This window comes from Pseudomonas sp. NBRC 111140, assembly GCF_001320885.1.
Classification (GTDB): domain Bacteria; phylum Pseudomonadota; class Gammaproteobacteria; order Pseudomonadales; family Pseudomonadaceae; genus Aquipseudomonas; species Aquipseudomonas putida_P.
Map to the genome: position 1 here is coordinate 56,840 of NZ_BCBQ01000014.1, position 21,144 is coordinate 77,983.

Annotated in this window: 15 protein-coding genes; 6 read left to right on the forward strand and 9 right to left on the reverse strand. The window is 62.6% G+C overall.

The features are described 5' to 3' along the window. Positions 1-9 precede the first annotated feature (9 nt). The 4 genes from APH42_RS06940 to betI form a co-directional block, all read right to left on the reverse strand. Entirely contained in the window at positions 10-1,752 is a 1,743-nt protein-coding gene (locus tag APH42_RS06940) for a potassium/proton antiporter (protein WP_012274619.1), read from the reverse strand. Positions 1,753-2,018: 266 nt separating this feature from the next. After that, complete coding sequence (betA, locus tag APH42_RS06945; protein WP_012274618.1) at positions 2,019-3,716, reverse strand: choline dehydrogenase; 1,698 nt, start codon at positions 3,714-3,716, stop codon at positions 2,019-2,021. Positions 3,717-3,793: 77 nt separating this feature from the next. After that, on the reverse strand, positions 3,794-5,266 hold the full coding sequence (gene betB / locus APH42_RS06950; RefSeq protein ID WP_012274617.1) for a betaine-aldehyde dehydrogenase: 1,473 nt from the start codon (positions 5,264-5,266) through the stop codon (positions 3,794-3,796). 39 nt (positions 5,267-5,305) lie between these two features. Further along, a complete protein-coding gene (gene betI / locus APH42_RS06955; RefSeq protein WP_060493009.1) occupies positions 5,306-5,962 on the reverse strand; it encodes a transcriptional regulator BetI in 657 nt (218 codons plus the stop codon). Between the two features lie 533 nt (positions 5,963-6,495). Here betI and APH42_RS06960 point away from each other — a divergent pair. Continuing rightward, a complete protein-coding gene (locus tag APH42_RS06960; RefSeq protein ID WP_223296422.1) occupies positions 6,496-8,442 on the forward strand; it encodes a BCCT family transporter in 1,947 nt (648 codons plus the stop codon). Between the two features lie 168 nt (positions 8,443-8,610). Next, a complete protein-coding gene (locus APH42_RS06965) occupies positions 8,611-13,290 on the forward strand; it encodes a dermonecrotic toxin domain-containing protein (protein ID WP_060493010.1) in 4,680 nt (1,559 codons plus the stop codon). A gap of 47 nt (positions 13,291-13,337) precedes the next feature. Here APH42_RS06965 and APH42_RS06970 read toward each other — a convergent pair whose 3' ends face one another. From APH42_RS06970 to gpmI, 4 genes are all read right to left on the reverse strand, one after another. Next, on the reverse strand, positions 13,338-14,105 hold the full coding sequence (locus APH42_RS06970) for a divergent polysaccharide deacetylase family protein (protein ID WP_060493011.1): 768 nt from the start codon (positions 14,103-14,105) through the stop codon (positions 13,338-13,340). An 8-nt stretch (positions 14,106-14,113) separates the two neighbouring features. Next, a complete protein-coding gene (locus APH42_RS06975) occupies positions 14,114-15,430 on the reverse strand; it encodes a S41 family peptidase (RefSeq protein WP_012274612.1) in 1,317 nt (438 codons plus the stop codon). 78 nt (positions 15,431-15,508) lie between these two features. Beyond that, positions 15,509-16,825, reverse strand: coding sequence for a murein hydrolase activator EnvC (locus APH42_RS06980; RefSeq protein WP_060493012.1), 1,317 nt, complete (start codon positions 16,823-16,825; stop codon positions 15,509-15,511). A 142-nt stretch (positions 16,826-16,967) separates the two neighbouring features. Beyond that, positions 16,968-18,503, reverse strand: a complete 1,536-nt coding sequence (gene gpmI, locus APH42_RS06985) for a 2,3-bisphosphoglycerate-independent phosphoglycerate mutase (protein WP_012274610.1) — start codon at positions 18,501-18,503, stop codon at positions 16,968-16,970. Positions 18,504-18,709: 206 nt separating this feature from the next. Here gpmI and APH42_RS06990 point away from each other — a divergent pair, with 206 nt between their 5' ends. Genes APH42_RS06990 through secB form a run of 3 tightly spaced genes read left to right on the forward strand, consistent with a single transcriptional unit; the run spans position 18,710 to position 19,904 of the window. Beyond that, complete coding sequence (locus APH42_RS06990; RefSeq protein WP_012274609.1) at positions 18,710-19,123, forward strand: rhodanese-like domain-containing protein; 414 nt, start codon at positions 18,710-18,712, stop codon at positions 19,121-19,123. A 1-nt stretch (position 19,124) separates the two neighbouring features. Then, entirely contained in the window at positions 19,125-19,379 is a 255-nt protein-coding gene (grxC, locus tag APH42_RS06995) for a glutaredoxin 3 (protein ID WP_003249204.1), read from the forward strand. A 39-nt stretch (positions 19,380-19,418) separates the two neighbouring features. Beyond that, positions 19,419-19,904: a protein-export chaperone SecB gene (secB, locus tag APH42_RS07000; RefSeq protein WP_012274607.1), complete on the forward strand. Its 486-nt coding sequence runs from the start codon at positions 19,419-19,421 to the stop codon at positions 19,902-19,904. Positions 19,905-19,962: 58 nt separating this feature from the next. On the opposite strand, the gene trmL is transcribed toward secB, so the two are convergent. Beyond that, positions 19,963-20,424 (reverse strand): tRNA (uridine(34)/cytosine(34)/5-carboxymethylaminomethyluridine(34)-2'-O)-methyltransferase TrmL, encoded by a 462-nt coding sequence (trmL, locus tag APH42_RS07005; RefSeq protein WP_012274606.1) that lies wholly within the window; start codon positions 20,422-20,424, stop codon positions 19,963-19,965. On the opposite strand from trmL, the gene APH42_RS07010 reads away from it, so the two are divergent. Further along, complete coding sequence (locus APH42_RS07010; RefSeq protein WP_041166611.1) at positions 20,423-20,860, forward strand: hypothetical protein; 438 nt, start codon at positions 20,423-20,425, stop codon at positions 20,858-20,860. The two genes, trmL and APH42_RS07010, sit on opposite strands and share 2 nt — an antisense overlap. Positions 20,861-21,144: the final 284 nt, after the last annotated feature.

Consider the following 21,144-nt stretch of genomic DNA (forward strand, 5'->3'; position numbering starts at 1 on the left):
AAACGAAGTTTAGAGGAACAATCCTGGTCCGGGTCGCGTTCCTTCGGGGAATCTGACGCCTACTTTCTGGATCTTGTTCCCGTCCATGGTCGCCACGGTCCAGATCGTGCCATGCCATTCGACCTGGTCACCTACTACTGGAGCGCCTCCGACCTTCTGTCGGATGAACTGCGCCAGCGGCATTTTCGCGTCCAGGCCATCGAGTTTCAGGCCGTACAACGCTGCCACCGCACCCAGTTCGGCATCGCCTTCGAGCACGAAGTCGCCGAAGAAACGCAGGTCCAGGCCACGCTGTGGCGCCTGGCTGAACAGTTTGCCCAGGGCTGGCAGGTTGTGCTCGTGGCCGATCACGCAGAGCATGTCGCCAACTTCCAGCACGGTACTGCCCGACGGGTGCAGCAATTGCTCGTTGCGGAACAGGGCGGCAATACGTGTGCCCTCGGGCATTTTCAGCTCGCGCAGGGCGGCCCCGATACACCATTTTTCGGCGCCCAGACGGTACACGAACAGCTCCCATTCGCTGGTGACGTGCACTTCCAGGGCGGAGCGGGAGATCGGTGCCGGGTCTGGTGGTACGGTCACTTTCAGCAGCTTGGCCATCCACGGCAGGCTGGTGCCTTGTACCAGCAGTGACACCAGCACGATGAAGAATGCCAGGTTGAAGAACAGCTGGGCGTCCGGCAGGCCGGCCATCAGCGGGAATACCGCCAGAATGATCGGCACCGCGCCGCGCAGGCCAACCCAGGAAATAAAGCCCTTTTCGCGGCCATGGAAGGCCTTGAACGGCAGCAGTGCAGCGACCACCGACAGTGGCCGCGCCACCAGGATCATCCACAGCGCCAGGCCCAATGCCGGCAGGGCAATGGGCAGCAGGTCGTGCGGGGTGACCAGCAGCCCCAGCACCAGGAACATACCGATCTGGGCCAGCCAGGCCATGCCGTCGAGCATGTGCAGAATGCCGTGGCGGCTGCGAATTGGCTTGTTGCCCAGCACCAGGCCGCACAGGTACACGGCGAGGAAGCCGCTACCGTGCAAGGCGTTGGTCAGCGAGAACACCACCAGGCCGCCGGCCACGACCAGAATCGGGTACAGGCCGCCGGCCAGGTTGATGCGGTTGACCAGTTGCAGCATCAGCCAGCCGCCGCCCAGGCCCAACAGCCCGCCGATGCCGAACTCGCGCAGCAAGTGGCCCAGCAGGCTCCAGTGCAGGCCGGTCTGGCCGCTGGCGATCATGTCGATCAGGGTAACGGTGAGGAACACCGCCATCGGGTCGTTGCTGCCCGACTCGATCTCCAGGGTGGCGGTAACCCGCTCATTCAGGCCTTTGCCGCCCAGCAGCGAGAACACCGCAGCGGCGTCGGTGGAGCCAACGATGGCGCCGATCAGCAGGCCCTGGATCAAGCTCAGGTTGAACAGCCAGGCGGCAACCAGGCCGGTGAGGGCGGTGGTGATCATCACCCCGACCGTGGCCAGCGACAACGCCGGCCACAGTGCCACGCGGAAGCTTGCCACCCGCGTGCGCAGGCCGCCGTCAAGCAGGATCACGGCCAGTGCCAGGTTGCCCACCAGGTAGGCGGTTGGGTAGTTGTTGAAGATGATGCCGCCACCATCGACACCGGCGACCATGCCGACCGCGAGGATGATGACCAGAATAGGGATACCCAGGCGCGACGACAGCGAACTGACCAGGATACTTGCGCCCACCAGCAATGCGCCGATCAGGAACAGGCTGTTGATGGTGCTTGCATCCAAAGGCAGGTACTCCGGGACAACGGGCGGGAGGAGGCTTGATAGCGTGTCGCTAGCAGGTCGCGTGCCAATCGATTCTAACCTGATGAATTGGCAGCATGTAAAGCGTTTCTGCAGATGTGCAAAAGGCACCGCAGTGGGTGCCTTTCCGTGTGTTGCCTGGGCGGGCCTCTTCGCGGGCACGCCCGCTCCCACAGGATTTTCACAATACTTGAGATTTGTGATGTCCGTGTGGGAGCGGGTTTACCCGCGAAAAGGCCGGTGCAGGTTTACGCCTGCTTCACTTCACGCATCGGCTTGCCTTTCACCGGTGCATCACCCGCCACATAGTACTTGGCGGTGCTGCGCGGCAACGGCTTGCGGCCGCGGATCTTGTCCGAAATTTTCTCGGCGATCATGATCGTGGTGGCGTTGAGGTTGCCGGTGATGATCAGCGGCATGATCGACGCATCGACCACACGCAGGCCCTTCATGCCATGCACGCGGCCTTCGCCATCGACCACCGCCATGTCGTCGGTGCCCATCTTGCACGAGCAGGACGGGTGGAAGGCGGTTTCGGCGTGCTCGCGGATGAACTTGTCCAGCTGCTCGTCGGTTTGCACGTCGGCGCCCGGGCTGATTTCGCGGCCACGGTACGGGTCCAGCGCCGGCTGGGCCATGATTTCGCGGGTCAGGCGGATACCATCGCGGAACTCCTGCCAGTCCTGCTCGGTGGACATGTAGTTGAACAGGATGCTTGGGTGCTGGCGCGGGTCTTTCGACTTGGCCTGGATGCGGCCGCGGGCAGGCGAGCGCATGGAGCCCATGTGCGCCTGGAAGCCGTGTTCCTTCACGCCATTGGAGCCGTTGTAGTTAATGGCGACTGGCAGGAAGTGGTACTGAATGTTCGGCCACTTGAACTCAGGGCGGGTACGGATGAAACCACCGGCCTCGAACTGGTTGCTGGCGCCGATACCGGTGCCTTTGAACATCCACTCTGCACCGATGGCTGGCTGGTTCCACCAAAGCAGCGATGGGTACAGCGATACCGGTTGGGTGCAGGCGTACTGCAGGTACAGCTCAAGGTGGTCCTGCAGGTTTTCGCCAACGCCCGGCAGATCGTGCACAACCGGGATGTCGAGGCTTTCCAGCAGGGCGCGCGGGCCAACGCCGGAGCGCTGCAGCAGCTGCGGCGAGGCGATGGCGCCGGAGCTGACGATCACTTCCTTGCGGGCGCGGGCTTCAACGCGCTCTTCACTGTCGCCGACCAGGTAGGTCACGCCTACGGCGCGCTTGCCGTCGAACAGCACGCGGTCGCTCAGGGCGTGTGTGACGATGGTCAGGTTCGGGCGCTTCTTGGCCTGGTCCAGGTAGCCACGGGCGGTGCTGGAACGGCGGCCGTTCTTGGTGACCGAACGGTCCATCGGGCCGAAGCCTTCCTGCTGGTAGCCGTTGAGGTCTTCGGTGCGTGGGTAACCGGCTTGTACGCCGGCTTCAACCATGGCGTGGAACAACGGGTTGTTGCCAGCCTTCGGCGTGGCGACGCTGACCGGGCCTTCGCCACCGTGGTAGTCGTTCGGGCCGATGTCGCGGGTTTCGGCTTTGCGGAAGTACGGCAGGCAGTCCAGGTAGGTCCAGTCTTGCAGGCCTGGCAGTTCTGCCCAGCCGTCGAAGTCCATGGCGTTGCCACGGATGTAGCACATGCCGTTGATCAGCGACGAGCCACCCAGGCCTTTGCCACGGCCACATTCCATGCGGCGGCCGTCCATGTGCGGCTCGGGATCGGTCTCGTAGGCCCAGTTGTAGCGGCGGCCCTGCAGCGGGAAGGCCAGGGCAGCTGGCATCTGGGTGCGGAAGTCGAAGCGGTAATCAGGGCCACCGGCTTCAAGCAGCAGGACGGTGACGCCGGCGTCTTCGGTCAGGCGGGTAGCCAGGGTGTTACCGGCCGAACCGGCACCGACGATGATGTAATCGAATTCTTGGGACATGAAAGTACCCTCGTGTTGGCGGTGATCAGGGAGCGGGAACGCCCGTGCACAGCGGCACGGGCGTGGCTAGACAGGGTTTAGAAAACCGAGTTGTAGCCGCCCAGCTCAACCTGGACCGACTTGATGCGAGTGTATTGAGCCAGCGAGCTGACGCCGTTCTCACGGCCAACGCCCGACTGCTTGTAGCCACCGACTGGCATTTCGGCCGGCGATTCACCCCAGGCGTTGATCCAGCAGATACCGGCTTCGAGCTTGTGGATGATGCGGTGGGCGCGGGTGATGTCGTTGGTGCACACACCGGCAGCCAGGCCGTACTCGGTGTCGTTGGCGCGACGGATCACTTCTTCTTCGGTCTCGTAGGACAGAATGCTCATGACCGGGCCGAAGATCTCTTCCTTGACGATGGTCATGTCGTCGCTGCAATCGGTGAACACGGTCGGGGCCACGAAGGCGCCCTTGGCGAATTCGCCTTCGGTCAGACGCTCGCCGCCGCACAGGACGCGGGCACCTTCTTCTTTGCCCTTGGCGATGTAGCTCAGCACGTTTTCCATGTGCGCGAAGCTGACCAGCGGGCCGAAGTTGGTGTTTTCGTCTTCCGGGTTGCCAACGCGAATGCGGGCAACGCGCTCGGCGATCTTGGCTTCGAAGGCAGCCTTCATTTCAGCTGGGATGAACACGCGGGTGCCGTTGGTGCACACCTGGCCCGAGCTGTAGAAGTTGGCCATCATGGCGATGTCGGCGGCCTTGTCCAGGTCGGCGTCGGCGCAGATGATCAGTGGCGATTTGCCGCCCAGTTCCATGGTGACTTCCTTCAGCGAGGAGCTGGAGGCGCTGGCCATGACTTTCTTGCCGGTGGTGGTGCCGCCGGTGAAGGACACTTTTTCGATGCGTGGGTGCTCGGTCAGCCAGGTACCGACTTCGCGGCCACTGCCGGTCAGCACGTTGAACACGCCATTCGGCAGGCCGGCTTCGGTGTAGATCTCGGCCAGTTTCAGGGTGGTCAGCGAGGTGACTTCCGACGGCTTGAAGATCATCGCGTTGCCAGCGGCCAGGGCCGGGGCGGATTTCCACAGGGCGATCTGGATCGGGTAGTTCCAGGCGCCGATACCCACGGTCACGCCCAGCGGCTCGCGGCGGGTGTAGACAAAGGACGATTCGCGCAGCGGGATCTGCTCGCCTTCGATGGCCGGTACCAGGCCTGCGTAGTATTCCAGCACATCGGCGCCGGTAACGATGTCGACGTAGCGGGTTTCGGAGTACGACTTGCCGGTGTCCAGGGTTTCCAGCTGAGCCAGTTCATCGTTGCGCTCGCGCAGGATGTCGACAGCGCGGCGCAGGATGCGCGAGCGCTGCATGGCGGTCATCGCAGCCCAGACCTTCTGGCCACGCTCGGCGCTTTCCACGGCCTTCTCGACGTCGGCCTCGGTGGCACGCTGTACGTGGGCGAGGACTTCGCCAGTGGCCGGGTTGATGGCTTCGAAAGTGGCATCGCTGCCAGCGTCGACGTAAGCGCCATCAATGTAGAGTTTTTGCGTTCCGAAACGGGCCATAGTGTCCTCGCAAGTGCAGTGTGTGGTTTGGCTAGCGCGTCACGCTCCTGCCGGGTTGGCAAGGGCCGTGCGCGCTTGTTCAGCGGCCTGGTCGTTTGTGCCCAGGGTGTGCTGTTTAGCCAGTTGTAGATCCATGTATTCGTAAGCAATCCGTATTGCCTGGTCGGTGTCGAATGCATCACCCGACAGGGCACCACGCAGCCACAAGCCGTCGATCAAGGCCGCCAGGCCGCGGGCTGCCTTGCGCGCATGGTAGGGCGGCAGGGTGCGGCGGAACTGGCAGCACAGGTTGGAATACAAGCGGTGGTCGTTGATCCGCTGCAACCTGTGCAAATCGGGCTGGTGCATGCTGGAAGCCCAAAAGGCCAACCAGGTTTTCATTGCCGGGCCGTTCACCTGGCTGGCATCGAAGTTGCCCTCGATGATCACTTTCAGGTGGGCACGCGGGCTGTCGTCCGTCAGGGCCTGGCGACGTGCTCTAACGCCTTCGTTGAGCATGCTCATGATGTAACCCATCGTCGCTGCGATCAGACCATTCTTGTCCCGAAAGTAGTGACTGATGATGCCGTTCGACACACCGGCCAAACGGGCAATCAGCGCAATGCTGGCGTCCCCCAGACCGACCTGATCGACCGCCTGCAACGTGGCTTCGATCAACTGCTGGCGGCGGATGGGTTGCATACCGACCTTGGGCATCTTGCTATCTCCTCAGGCCTGCGAGCAGACGACAGGCGGCTGACTCGGCGAAGGCCAGTCTATTTTGTTTTGATTGAACGTTCAATCAATAAAGAATAAGCTCTGCGACAATTTGTGCCATTGACAGTTTTTCAGGCGGTCGAGAAGGCACGGATTGACACCCCAGGAAATCGCGTAACCCCCGGAATACAAGGCGTTGACGGGCATGAGCGATGCGAAATGCAGATTCTGCCGCGCGGCTTTTGGCCCTGCGGCAGGCCCTTGGAGCGGGCGGGGTGATCTGTGACGAATGCGCGCACCTCTGCGGATGCGTGGCATTTTCAGCAGGCCACCTGTCTGTTTTTTTGCAACGTATCGATTCGGGATCACGGTTTCCAGGGTGCTTTTATAACACCTGACGCAGTGGGGATATTCCACCAATTGCTCGGGAAAGACTGATTAGCCTCCACAGCCGTACTGCCCGGAGCATTCGTGCAATGAGTTCTGCCTCACTTACCAAGCCCCCCGCCGAGAGGGTACGGGTCAACCGCGTGGTGTTCTTCACCTCCGCGCTGATGATCCTTGTTCTGACTGCCTTGCTGATCGCTGTACCCGAAACCGCAGGCCAAGTGCTGGGCGTGGCCCAGAAATGGCTGACGCGTACCTTTGGCTGGTACTACATGCTGGTCATCTGCGGCTACTTGCTGTTCGTCGTCTACCTGGCCTTCTCCGACTACGGCAGCCTCAAGCTGGGTGGCAAGGATGACCAGCCTGACTTCAGCTATGGCGCCTGGGCCGGCATGCTGTTCTCGTCTGGTATCGGTATTTCGCTGCTGTACTTCGGCGCTTCCGAGCCGCTGGACCACTACTTCAACCCACCGGAAGGCACCCCAGCCAGCCTCGAGGCCGCGCGCCAGGGCCTGCAGCTGACCTTCCTGCACTGGGGCCTGCACGGCTGGGCGATCTATGCCCTGGTCGGCCTGGCCGTGGGTTACTTCGCCTACCGCCACAACCAGCCGCTGGCCCTGCGTTCGGCGCTGTACCCGCTGGTCGGCGAGCGTTGGGTCAAGGGTGCTGCCGGCAACGCCGTCGACATCTTTGGCATGTTCGTCACCCTGCTGGGCCTGGTGACCAACCTAGGTATCGGCTCGATGCAGGTATCCTCGGGCCTGGAATACCTGTTCGGCATGGACCACAGCAAGACCAACCTGCTGGTGGTGATCCTGGTCATGGCCGGTGTGGCCACCGTGGCTGCGGTGTCGGGTGTGGAAAACGGCATTCGCCGCCTGTCCAACCTGAACATCATGCTGTTCAGCGGCCTGCTGATCTTCGTGCTGCTGGGCGGTGAAACCCTGCACCTGCTCAACGGCTTCGTGCAGAACGTCGGCGACTACCTGAACGGCATCGTGCTGAAAACCTTCGACCTGTATGTGTACGAAGGCGAAGCCGGCAAGTCCGAGCGCTGGCTGGGCCTGTGGACCGTGTTCTATTGGGCCTGGTGGATCTCCTGGGGCCCATTCGTCGGTATGTTCATTGCCCGTATCTCCAAGGGCCGCACCGTGCGCCAGTTGGTGATGGGTGTGCTGTTGATCCCGCTGGGCTTCACCTTGGCGTGGCTGTCGATCTTCGGCAACACCGCACTGGACTTGGTGATCAACCAGGGCGCCGTGGAGCTGGGCAAGACTGCGCTGGAACAGCCGTCGATGTCGATCTACCAACTGCTGGAATACTTCCCGGCAGCCAAGATCGTGATTGGTGTGGCGGTGTTCGTCGGCTTCGTGCTGTTCCTTACCCCGGCCGACTCCGGTGCGGTGATGATGGCCAACCTGTCGTGCAAAGGCGGCAAGGTCGACGAAGACGCCCCGCACTGGATGGTGGTGTTCTGGTCGGTGGTTATCACCCTGGTCACCATCGGCCTGCTGTTCGCCGGTAACTTCGAGGCCATGCAGACCATGGTGGTGCTGGCGGGCCTGCCGTTCTCGGTGGTGCTGGTACTGTTCATGTTCGGGTTGTACAAGGCCATGAAGCAGGACGTGGCAGTCGAGCAGGAGCGTGCCGAGCTGGCCGCCCGCGGTCGCCGCGGCTTCAGCGAGCGCCTGAGCCAGCTGGAGCTGCAGCCGACCCAGGCCGTGGTGCAGCGGTTCATGGACAAGCAGGTCAGCCCGGCGCTGAAAGAAGCGGCCGCACAGCTGCAGACCCTGGGCTTCGAGGTAGAAACCCGGGTTGGCCAGTCGCGCAACATGATGGGCCTGCGGGTGATGATGGAAGAGGGCAACCCCTTCGTCTACGAAGCCAGCCTGGACGGTTACCTGGCCGCGCCGAGCGAGGCGCCGGTCGAAGGCGAGCCGGAGGTGCAGCAGCGCTTCTACCGCGCCGAGGTGTACCTGCACGACGGCAGCCAGGAATACGACCTGATGGGCTTCACTCGCGAACAAATCGTGCGTGATGTGCTGGATCAGTTCGAAAGCCACCGCCAGTTGCTGGGGCGTGTGTACAGCTGATTGCTGTTGCTGTGAGGCAGAGGCCCGGTTCGAAGGAATCGGGCCTCTTTTGTTTCCTGCAGGTGATCGTTGAGCCGGGTGAATGACTTGTGCAGCATTAATTAGTGCCTCCCGCCTTTCGCGAAAACGCACCCTGGGTGATTCATTCATCACCCAGGGTGACCTCGCATGCCAATCGAAACCAGAACCACACCGGACTACCAGCGCGCGGTGTCGCTGGCGTTCGCTGATCGCCCGACCCTGCGCCAGCTGGCCTCGCAGCAGGCCTTGCAAGTGCTGGCTGCGCATCTAGGTAGCATTGCCGCTGCCGAGTTACCGGATGCAGGCCCTGTCATCCTGGATATCCCCTACGACGGGGCTGTCACTGGCCAGTACCGCCCTTATGATTCCTGGTTTTCGCGGCCACTGGTCGATGCCTTGCTCGATGCCCTGCGCCAGGGCTGCACGTTGGAAGCGATGGGGCTGGCAGGTGGAACTTTCTCTGTCCGGGTTGCACTGCCGTACGTTATGCGTAATACCGCCGGCGAGCCGTTGGAATTTACCTCGGTAGCTGCGGACGGCGTACTGGCTGAGCTGAACCGACTGGTGTCGACACTGCCAGAGCGGTTTCGCCAGGCCCAGGTCGCCTATTGGGCGGCCGTCGGCTTCCATGGCGTTAGCCGGGATCGCTGGCTTGCGCAGGTCATCAAGTCGACCCTGCTGCAAAGCCTGCCCCTGCAAGACCTCGATGCCCAGCAACGTGACTGCGTATTGGGGCTGCTCAAGGGTGGGGCGCAGCTACCTTCGGTGTTCAGCGTCGAGGTGCAACTGAATGATGGCGCTGACAGCGTCGACCTTTTGCAGACGCAACTGCTTGTGCGCGGTGAGTGGGACGAAAGCGAGCAGGTGCTGTGGTGTGCCCCCAGTGGGGTGGTCAAAGGGTTTTCCGGCTACGATGCCTTCGCCACCGCATTGCGCGATGAGTTGGCCGAGACCCAGCGTTTTACCTCGTTGACTTGGCGCCGCCATGAATGCACTGGCGACGTGTTTTCCGTGCAGTGCACCCTGTTGCTTGAGCGCATGCTGGGCCAGGTGGATCGCTGGCAGGTTTCGACGTTCAATGATGTGGCGTCGCTTGAGCATTTCTATTCGAGCGCCAGCGACCCCGCGCAGTGGTTCATCGCGGGTTATCACGCTGCGGACGAGGCCGGCGTTTCGACCCCATTGGGGCTCTACCGCGCACAGGCACAAGATAAATTCGCGTTCCAGCGCGGGCTGTTCGAGCTGGCTTTGGCGCAGGCCGAGTCGCTAGGCAGCTCTGCCCTCGAGGGTGTCGAAGACCTGCACAGCTACACTGATGCGCAGCTCAGGCAGCAGATGCTGCTGGATCAACCCGATGAAGCGAACTACTACGCCGCCGATTTGCTGCTGACCCTGACCACAGCGCGGGGCGTGCCCGGAGGGGCGGGTGTGGGGCCTGGGGATGGCGTCATCGAATCCCGCAGCATCACGCTGACCGAATTTGCCATCGGCAACCTGAGCGTGCTGGGCGATGCGGTGATCACGAAGATCGAGCATCGTGACGAGCAACTGATCGCCCCCTGGTTGACCGGCGACTATCTACGATCACTGGTCGAGCGTGTCGATATCGGCGGTCGCTATCCCGCCTATGTATCCGAACAGCTCGACCCCGCCCTGCAGCCAGAGCGGGTCACCCGCTTTGCCCGCGAATGGCGCTGCTCCCTGCTGTTCAGCGCCCTCAGCGCCAAGCTGGGCGGCACGCTGAGTGAGGTAGGTCTGCAAGCTATCGTCGACTACTGTGCCGGACGGTTGGATGCCCAGCGCCCCCGAACCACGCTCATGCCGCTGGCGTTTCAGCGTGCGGTGGATCATCCGGCCCCGGATCTGGTCATGGGCATGTTCGTGCTGCACTCGGTCGAGCCGTTTTCGTTGGTACTTTATCGGCCGCTGTACGGCCAGCAGGGCTTGACCGAGTTTTCGGGCTTTGAGGCGCTGATGGAGGCGGTTCGCGACAATAAGGCGCTGCGCGAAAGTGTCCTGCAATGGCTCGATCCCCAGGCTCGCGCGGTATACGACCATGGCGGATTCTTCGAGCCACACCTGGGGGCGCCGATCATCGATACTTCGCTGTTGCCGGGCCGGGCAGATCCACCGACCTTAATCCAACTGCCCTGGGTAGCGGATGTCGACCGGCTGATGTACGACGGCAATCGCCGCTTGCTGGTCGAGTTGGCCGGCCGGCAATCGGTCTCTACTCGCCAAAGCCGTTGGGCCCTGTTACGGCAGGGCGCCTGGCTGTTGTTCGATGTGGCCACACTGTTGCTGCGCGGGCCGATTGCCACGGTCGCCTGGCTGGCGCAGTCGGTGCTGGGGGCTATGCGCGATGCGCAGGCATTCTCCGAGGGCAGCGCATTCGAGCGCAGCGCGGCGGTGGTGGATGCGCTGCTGAATCTGGGCATGGCGTTGGTGCATGTACGCTTGCCATCGGTCGACCCTGTCGGGCCGACGCGCATAACAAAACCACTGCCACGGCTTGCCATGGCCAGCACGGACAGCGCGCTGGCGGTAATGCCCGTACAAGGCGAGGCGTCTCAGCTGGCCAATCGTACCAGTCAGGTGCTGGATTTCTCCTGGCGAGGTGCACAGGGGGTCAATGTACTGACCTCCCAGCAGCGCACATCGCTTCGCCGTCTGGCTTCGGCCGTGGAACTGACGGGGGTGTCGCCGGATGCCTTGGGGGTCTATCAGGTGCAGGGCCGTCAATACGTCATCCTTGCCGGTGATACCTACCAGGTCGAATTGCAGGGAAGCGCTGCACGCATCGTTGGGCCGCAGGATGCGCATGGGCCCTGGCTTGTCCGGGGCCAGGGAAACTGGCGCATCGATACCGCGCTGAGACTGGTGGGGGGCGGGCCGAAGAGTCGCCTGGAGCTGGCGCAAAGGAAGAACAAGAGCGATTTCGAGCAGTTGAACCAGCGCCAGAACGAGTTGCTTGCAGAGCGCAACACCCTGGGCAATTTCTTCGAGGCGAGCAAGGACAAGGTCAAGGCCAAGGAAGCAGAGCTCGATCGGCTGCGCCAGCATGCCCAGTCGATCACCGATTCGAGCCTGGCAGCGAAGTTCGATGAGCGGATTGCCAGCGTCCAGGGGGAAGTTGCCATTGCGAAGGCGCTTTCCCTGGATGACCTCAAGAAGATGGTGGACTGCACCATAAGGTTGGATGACGTGATGACTTCAATGAGTGAGCAGCGCTTTGCGTCTCAGGCGTTGTTCGCTGTGCTGCCCCGTCAGCGGGGCATCATACGTCATGAGTTGATCGATTACGGCGTGGGGTTCTACAACGAAGCCGTGATGCAGGTGAACGAGGCGGATCTGCCTGATGTGCTCAATGGCATGGCCGCCAAGCCGGAGAGTGCCGAAGAGCTCAATCATTATCGGTTTGCCAGGGCGAAGTTGGAAAAGGTGCTGAGCTGGCAGCTGGATCTGATCGAAGTGTCCGAGGTGCTGGATGTGCTGATTGAGAGCTTGCAGAGCGACGGTCTCGTGCTATGGGACGCGGTGCTCGATACGAGGGTGGAGAAGCGTGCCGTCCTGAAGTTTCTGCAGGATAGCCGCAAGCTCAGCGGTATCGGCTTGCGCCTGCGGAGCTTGCTGGACCTTGGTGAACTGAGCCTGACGCGTGAGGCCCCGGTGGACGAGCGGGAATTGATTCAGGCGCTGGATTATCTGGCTGGTGACGAGCTCAAGAGTGCAGGCGCCGCCCATGAAGAGTTGATCACCGCCGACGGCCTGCCATTGACCACTCAACAGCAGGTACTGAGCAGTACCTTGGATACCTACCAGAGCACCCGGGCACGCTTGGATTATCTGGCCGAAACATCTCCCGAGCTGTTGGTAGAGGCCAAGGTCGCGCAATACAAGGACGTGCTGCACAGGCTGACCAGCCAGGCCGAACAGCTGCTTGCGCAGGTGGTGCGCGAGCTTGAGCTATCGACTCCGGCGCAGCCCAAGACGCGTCTGTATGCCCAGCGCCCTGGCACCTTGCGCATAGCGCGTACCTATGACGGGCGCAGTGTAGTGGGCGAGGAAGTCGAGGTTTCTGGCGAGCGGGTTGTTCAGCAGCATGATGTCACGGGTCAGGTGCTGCGCACGTTCCGCCAGGACGGCGATAGGTTCGTTGAGCAACGTCCTGCGGTGGCGGAGGAGCAAGGCACCGAAGCAGCCGTCAATGCAGGGCTCGCCAGGGGTAAGGCCAGGGCCGCGCTGAAGCAGGTCGATGGTGTGATTCGTCTTGTGCGCAAGTATGCCAAGGCAGAAGACCCGTTTGGTATCCGTACCATCATCGACCATCATGTCAGCCAGCTGGAGGAGGCTGGGAAGCTGCTGAAGCGGGCTGGCATCGAAAGCGAGTTTGGCAGTCGCCTGGCCGACGACATCGAGCGCCTGGAATCGGTGCAGCGGGATTACCTGATTTCCACTTACACCTCGACCAGCCATCCTTCGGCCAACAGCCTCCGGTTTCTGGTGGAGCAGGTGCAGGTCCGGATCACTCGGACCGTGACCCGCAAGCCACTGGGCGCCGGTGATTTTCTCGATGTGTTCGAGATTCGACGCGTGCCCGCGCCCGGCAAGGCCAAGGGTGCGGGGTTATGGGAAGCACACTTCCACTACCCGGCCGCCGACACGCCTGTGCGGCAGTTCAGCAAGGGACATCTCAAACTGTGGGCGCAGCGCACGCTGGGGCGGGAGGCACAGCTGCGCGCTGCTGCCAGCGCCGGTGAACTGCTGGCCATTTATCGCGGTAATCTGCGCTGGGCGGATGTCGAGGGTCTGATTCCCTTCGAGTGAAGAGCTGGTGCGCACTTACTGCAGGCAAGTGCTTGTGCTACCGGCCTTCAGCGGTTCTGATACACGCCCTGTCGGCCATGTGCCGGCATCGCCTTGTTACTGCGTTCGGCGATCATCTGGCGCAGTGGGATCAGCTCGATGCCTTGGTGTTTGAGAGCAGGCATCGCGCTTTCCAGCACTTGCAGCGTCTGCGGGTAGGGATGCCCGATCAGCACAGCCGAGCCCTGCTTGCGGGCGAGCGCGACGCCTTGTTGCAACTGGGCGGCGATGGCCTCCGGGGTGCGCACGTCGTCCAGGAATACATCCCGCGACACGTGCGCCAGGCCAATGCGTTGGGCCTCGGCCGCCGCCACGGTGGCGGCGCTGGTGCGGCTGTCGACGAAGAACAGGTGGCGTTGCTGCAGTTCGCCCATCAGCCAGGCCATGGGTTCACGTTGTGCCGTCATGCGGCTGCCCATGTGGTTGTTGATGCCCGCTGCGTAGGGGACTTTGGCCAGGGCGGCTTGCAAGCGGCTGGCAAGTTCCGGCAATGGCGCGCCGGGGTGCCAGGCGTAGGGCCCGGTGGCCGGGTCCATGGGCATGTGCAGGATCACCGTCTTGCCGGCCTTGTGGGCCTGGCGGGCGAAATCGCTGGCGTGGGGGGTGTCGGGCATGATCGCCATCGTGACTGGGCCGGGGAGGGCGAGGGTGCGGTTGTCGCGCTCGCTGCTCTGGCCCAGGTCGTCGATGATGATGCTCAGGTAGGCCTTGGCGGCCGGCGCCGCTTGCGCGACCCCGGCCAACAGGCACAACAACAGACACAGCAGGTAACGCATCGCGTGAATCATTTGCCCGAGGTGATGTTCAGCCCTTTGAGCAGGCTCAGCGCCTGGCTCAGTTGGAAGTCATCGTCCTGCGGACGTTCCTTGCGTTTGCTGCTGCCCGTCGGGCGGTCGGCGCCGCCGTTGCCGTTGCCCAAGTGGCCCTGCAGGTCGGCTTCCTTGAAGTTTTCGGTGTCGACTTCGGCGGTGAGCTTGGCCGGGCGCACCTCGATGTCCGGTACGATGCCCTGGGCCTGGATCGAGCGGCCGTTGGGGGTGTAGTACAAGGCGGTGGTGAGTTTCAGGGCACGGTCGTTGGCCAGCGGCAGCACAGTCTGCACCGAGCCTTTGCCGAAGCTGTCGGTACCCATCAGCACGGCGCGCTTCTGGTCCTGCAGTGCGCCGGCGACAATTTCCGACGCCGAGGCACTGCCACCGTTGATCAGCACCACCAGGGGTACGCCTTCACTGGCGTCGGCCGGGTCGGCCGAGAAGCGCAGCTCGGAGTTGGCGATACGGCCCTTGGTGTAGACGATCAGGCCCTTGGTCAGGAAGTGGTCGGCCACTTCCACGGCCGACTGCAGCACGCCACCTGGGTTGTTACGCAGGTCCAGCACTACCCCGCGCAGCTTCTTGCCGTTGTCCTTGCGCAGCTTGGCCAGGGCTTTGCCCACTTCGTCGCCGGTCTTGACCTGGAACTGGGTGATACGGATGTAACCGTAGTCGTTCTCCAGCAGTTGGCTCTTCACGCTCTTGACCTGGATGACCGCGCGGGCCAGGGTCACATCAAACGGGTTGCCGCCATCGCGCACCAGGGTCAGGGTGATTTTTTCGCCGACCTTGCCGCGCATCTTGTCGACCGCTTCGGTCATGGTCTGGCCGCGTGTCGGGGCACCGTTGATCTTGACGATCAGGTCACCCGCCTGCACGCCGGCACGTGAGGCCGGGGTGTCGTCGATCGGCGACACCACCTTGATGAAGCCATCTTCCTGGCCCACTTCGATGCCCAGCCCGCCGAATTCGCCGCTGGTGCTCTCCTGCAGCTCCTGGAAGTCCTCGGGGCCAAGGTAGGCCGAGTGCGGGTCCAGGTTGCTGAGCATGCCCTTGATGGCGTTTTCCAGCAGGGTCTTGTCGTCTACCGGTTCGACGTAGGCGGCCTTGATACGGTCCATGACCTCGGCGAAGGTGCGCAGTTCTTCCAACGGCAGTGGTGCCTTGGCGGTCACCTCGGTGGCGGGCACTGCGGCAGCCTTGGCCGGCTCGGCGGCAGTGGCCAGGGGCGCGCCGACCGCCAGGGCGATGGACAGGGCCAGCTGGGTGAGACGAGGCGAGTGCAGCATGTCGAACGAACTCCTGATCCTGTAAGCGCTCCCTGGGGAGCATCGGCGCAGCACTCAGGCTACGCCGTAGAAATTTGACTAGCCCCGACACCACTGCGAGGGGTCGGTAGGCCGACCCTGCTGGCGAATGGCGAAGTACAAGCCTGCCGCGTCCTGGCCACCGCTGTCGCCAACGGTGGAAATGGCTTCACCAGCCTTGACGATATCACCGGCGCTCTTGAGCAGGCTCTGGTTGTGGCCGTACAGGCTCAGGTAACCGTTGCCATGGTCGAGAATGACCAGAAGCCCGGCGCCGCGCAACCAGTCGGCGAATACCACGCGCCCGCCGTGCACCGCACGTACCTGGGTGCCTGGGTTGGCGCTGATCATCACCCCGTCCCACTTGGCACGGGCATCGCTGCCACGGGCATCACCGAAGCGTGCCAGCAGTCGACCATTGACTGGCCATGGAAGTTTGCCCCGCGCGGCAGAAAAAGCGCCGCCGTAGTTCGCGCCATCGCTGGAAACCAGCGGGCCGAGGGTGGTGCGGGCTTTTTTCGGCGGCTCCACAGGCTCTGCAGGCTCACGGGCTCGGTCGCGTGCGGCGGCGGCGGCCAGCGCTTCCTGCTGGCGGCGCTTTTCCGCTTCCTGCTGCGCCAACAGGGCCTTCTTGCGTGCTTCTTCGGCTTCGCGGGCCTGGCGAGCGAGGGTTTCCTCGATGGTCTTAAGCACCTTGGCCAGGTCGGCCTGGTCCTGTTCGCGCGATTGCAGCTTCTGGTCGCGGTCCTTGACATCGCTGTTGAGCTTGGCCAGTACCTGCTGGCGCTTGCTGCGCTCGGTTTCCAGGGCCTGGCGACGGCTGTCGAGGTCAGCGCGTTGGGCCAGCAGCTGTTGTTGCTGGCTGGCAATGTCCTGCTCGACGTTGGCCAGTTGGCGCAAGGTCTCGTTGAAGGTGCGCAATTGCTCCAGGCGCGCCTTGCTCAGGTAGTCGTAATACGTGAGGGTGCGGGCGAACTTCTCGGGGTTCTGCTGGTTGAGCAGCAGTTTGAGGTATTCCTCGCGACCGTTGTTCTGGTAGGCCGAACGGGCCTGAATGGCGATCAGCCGCTGTTGTTCAACGCGGGCGCTCTGGAGTTTTTTTTTCTCGGTATCAAGGCGCTCCAGCTCGCCTTCAGTCTTTTTTAGTTCTTGCTGCAGGGCCTCCACCTGCTTTTCGAGGTTGCCGATGTCGGTCTCGGTGGCTTTGAGGTCCTTTTGCACACCGGCCTTTTCTTCCTGGAGCTTGCCCAGCGTCTTCTTGAGCTCGGCAATGTCCTGGCGGGTGGCGTCCAGTTGCTGCTGGGTCTGCGCACGCTCATCGGCAATAGCCGGGCTGAGCAGGCAAGACAGGGCTAGGAGAATCAGGGCGCGAAGCATGGGGTTTGGCGTACCAAGGATGGAGACTGGCCTAGTATGCCCGCCTGGGCCGGCAAAAAAAACGCCTCGCTGCGGGTGCAGAGGGGCGTTTGTCCGGAATTCATGTGCCATTGGGGCTGCATGGCAGCCCCAGCGCCTGGGATCAGGCGTCGACCAGAATCGAAGTACCGGTCATTTCCACCGGCTTTTCCAGCCCCAGCAGTTGCAGCATGGTCGGCGCCACGTCGGCCAGTACGCCACCGTCGCGCACTTTCAGGTTGCGCTTACCCACATAGATGAACGGTACCGGCTCGGTGGTGTGCGCGGTGTGCGCCTGGCCGGTGCATTCGTCTTCCATCTGCTCGACGTTGCCGTGGTCGGCGGTGATCAGGGCTTCGCCGCCGACTTTCTCCAGTGCATCGACGATGCGGCCGACGCAGGTATCGAGTGCTTCGACGGCCTTGACCGCAGCTTCGAACACGCCGGTATGGCCGACCATGTCGCCGTTGGCGTAGTTGACCACGATCACGTCGAAGCGCTGCTGCTCGATGGCTTCGACGATGCGATCGGTCACTTGCGGTGCGTTCATTTCCGGCTGCAGGTCATAGGTGGCGACCTTCGGCGACGGGATCAGAATGCGCTCTTCGCCCTCGAACGGCTCTTCGCGGCCGCCGGAAAAGAAGAAGGTGACGTGGGCGTACTTCTCGGTTTCGGCGATGCGCAGTTGGGTCTTGCCGTTTTTTGCCAGGTACTCGCCCAGCACGTTGTTCAGGCTGGAGGGCGCAAAGGCTGCCGGTGCCGGGATTTTTGCCGAGTACTGGGTCAGGCCGATGTAGGCCGCCATTTTCGGCAGGCGCGCGCGGGCGAACTCAGTGAAGTCCGGCTCGACAAACGCACGGGACAGCTCGCGAGCACGGTCGGCGCGGAAGTTCATGAAGACCACGGCGTCGCCGTCCTCAACCTTGACCGCTTCGCCGATGCGCGTGGCTTTGACGAACTCGTCGCTTTCGTCACGGGCGTAGGCCGCTTCCAGGCCGGCCTGGGCGGTGTCGGCCGTGTATTCGGCTGCGCTGTCGACGATCAGGTTGTAGGCGGCGCTGACGCGGTCCCAGCGGTTATCGCGGTCCATGGCGTAGTAGCGGCCGATCAGGCTGGCGATGCGGCCCTTGCCCAGTTTGGCGAAGGTGGCGTCGAGCAGTTCGATCGACGACTGTGCGCTGCGTGGCGGGGTGTCGCGGCCATCGAGGAAAGCGTGCAGGTAGATCTTTTCCGCTCCGCGCTGCGCAGCCAGTTCGGCCATGGCCACCAGGTGGTCCTGGTGGCTGTGTACGCCACCATCGGACAGCAGGCCGAGGATGTGCACGGCCTTGCCGGCACTGGCTGCCTTGTCCACGGCACCGGTGAGCACCGGGTTTTTGAAGAACTCGCCATCGCGGATGGCTTTGGTGACGCGGGTGAAGTCCTGGTAGACGACGCGGCCGGCCCCCAGGTTCATGTGACCGACTTCGGAGTTGCCCATCTGCCCGTCCGGCAGGCCGACATCCATGCCCGAGCCGGAAATGAGGCCATGCGGCAAGGTAGCGCGCAGGCGATCATAGACCGGCGTATTGGCGGCAAAGATGGCGTTGTGTTCGGGGACTTCGCTGTGGCCGAAGCCATCCAGGATGATCAGGACCAGGGGTTTGGGCGTACTCGTCATCAATCAAACTCACGGTTGTTCAAAGATGATAAAGACACGCATTTTAGGGCAAATACGCCACCTGCGGCGAATATTCGTCCTGTTCCCTGACCAGCGCGGCCAATGCGGCAACATGAAGGTACCTTTCCGGCCGGCCCGTCGGGCTTTGGTGGCACTGGGGGGCTGTGTATACTGGCCGGCATTTTCAATCGCCTGGAACACCGCTGATGGTTGCTCACCTGATTCAATTCGCGACAGATCACTACATCCTGGTTGCGATCTTCCTCATTCTGCTGGTCCTGCTGCTGATCAACGAAATCCGTCGCGGCGGCCAGAGCCTGAGCAATGGCCAGCTGACGGCCCTGGTCAATGCCGAGAAGGGCCTGGTGGTCGACATTCGCCCGGCCAAGGAATATTCGGCCGGTCACATCGTCGGTGCGATCAACATTCCGCAGGACAAACTGGCCGCCCGCATGAGCGAGCTGGAGAAGCACAAAGAAAAGACCCTGATCGTCGTCGACGCAATGGGCCAGCAGTCCGGCACCCACTGCCGCGAACTGCTCAAGGCTGGCTACACCGCCGCCAAACTGAGCGGTGGCGTTTCCAGCTGGAAAGCCGATAACCTGCCCCTGGTGAAGTGATATGAAGCCCGTCATCGTCTATTCCAGCGACTACTGCCCCTACTGCATGCGCGCCAAGTACCTGCTCGAGAGCAAGGGCGTGGCCTTCGAGGAAATCAAGGTGGACGGCAAGCCGCAAGTTCGCGCCGAGATGAGCCAGAAGGCCGGCCGTACGTCGGTGCCGCAGATCTGGATCGGCAGCACCCATGTCGGTGGATGCGATGACCTCTATGCCCTGGAGCGCGCCGGCAAGCTCGACGCGCTGCTGGCGGCCTGATTTGCACTGCATTCAAAAACATTAGGATAAGGATCTGCCATGACTGACCAACAGACCAACGGCGCTGCTGCAGAAGACAACAGCCCTCAGTTCTCCCTGCAACGCATCTATGTGCGTGACCTGTCGTTCGAAGCCCCGAAAAGCCCGCAGATCTTCCGCCAGACTTGGGAGCCGAGCGTTGCGCTGGACCTGAACACCAAGCAGAAAGCCCTGGAAGGCGACTTCCACGAGGTGGTGCTGACCCTGTCGGTAACCGTCAAGAACGGTGACGAAGTGGCCTTCATCGCTGAAGTGCAGCAGGCCGGTATCTTCCTGATCGCCAACCTCGATGCGCCTTCGATGAGCCACACCCTGGGCGCGTTCTGCCCGAACATCCTGTTCCCTTACGCCCGTGAAACCCTGGACAGCCTGGTGACCCGCGGTTCGTTCCCGGCGCTGATGCTGTCGCCTGTCAACTTCGATGCCCTGTACGCGCAAGAAATGCAGCGCATGCAGGAAGCGGGCGAAGTGCCGACCGTGCAGTAATTCTGCCGGTATCGAAAAAGCGCCTCTAGGGGCGCTTTTTTGTTGCCTGCAAGGGCGATCAGCTACCAGCGAACCCGTTCTGCCGCCATGCCTCGTACACCGTCACCGCCACGGTATTGGACAGGTTCAAGCTACGGCACCCCGGCCGCATCGGCAGGCGCAGGCGTTGTTCGGCCGGCAGGCTGTCCAACACCTCGGCCGGCAACCCGCGGCTCTCTGGCCCGAACAGGAACGCATCGCCCGGTTGGTAAGCCACTTCGTGGAAGGGGTGCGAGCCCTTGGTGGTGAAGGCGAACAGTCGCGGGTTGCCCAGGCTTTCCAGGCATCCGGCCAGGCTCTCGTGGCGCTTGAGCGTGGCATACTCGTGGTAGTCCAGCCCCGCGCGGCGCAGGCGCTTGTCATCCAGTTCGAAACTGATGGGTTCGATCAGGTGCAGGTGGCAGCCGCTGTTGGCGCACAGACGAATGATGTTGCCGGTATTCGGCGGAATTTCTGGTTGAAAAAGGATGACGTGAAACATGCACGGCTCCAAGCGTGAAGATGACGGGCATTCTACCCCTGAACCGGACGTGCGTTCGAAGGCCTTCCCGCGGGTGATGCTGTCGTTGGCGATTGTCGGCTTGATGGTGGGGCTGATGATTGGTCGCCTGACTACGCCCGACGAGCGTGAGCTGCAGCAGGTGCAAGTGGTGCAGGACGGCCTGCAGTTGTGGTTCAACGAAGAGCCCAAGCTGCACGGCGAGAACGTGGAAGGTACAGTGGCATTGCTGTTCCAGGCCCAGGGCAAGGCCCAGCAGGGGCAACTGAGCCTGCAGGGCAAGCCGGTGAGCTGGCGGGTACAGAACAGCCAGGAAGGGTTGTTGCTGACGGTGGTGGCCGCGCGCCCCCTGCACGGCGAGTGGAGCGGTGCAGAGGACGACGGGCGCTGGCGTGTGCAGGTGAAATTGCACGAATAAAAGAGGGGATTTCCCGGCCTGCCTGTACCAGGGTCCCCAAAAGGGGTGCTGCGTATAAAGGGGGGATTTCCCGGCCTGCCTGTACCGAGGTCCCCAAAACGGGCGATGCTGCGAATAAAAGAGGGGTTCACCCGGCCTGCCTGTACCAGGGCCCCCGAAACTGGGTATGTATTAGCTATTGCAGGGGGCGTGCCAGTTTTGCAAAGCCCGTGAATGTTGGGCTTTGAGGTGGAATTGGCCGGGTTTTGAGGGGATTTGTGCCTTTGAGCGGTGCATGGGGCACA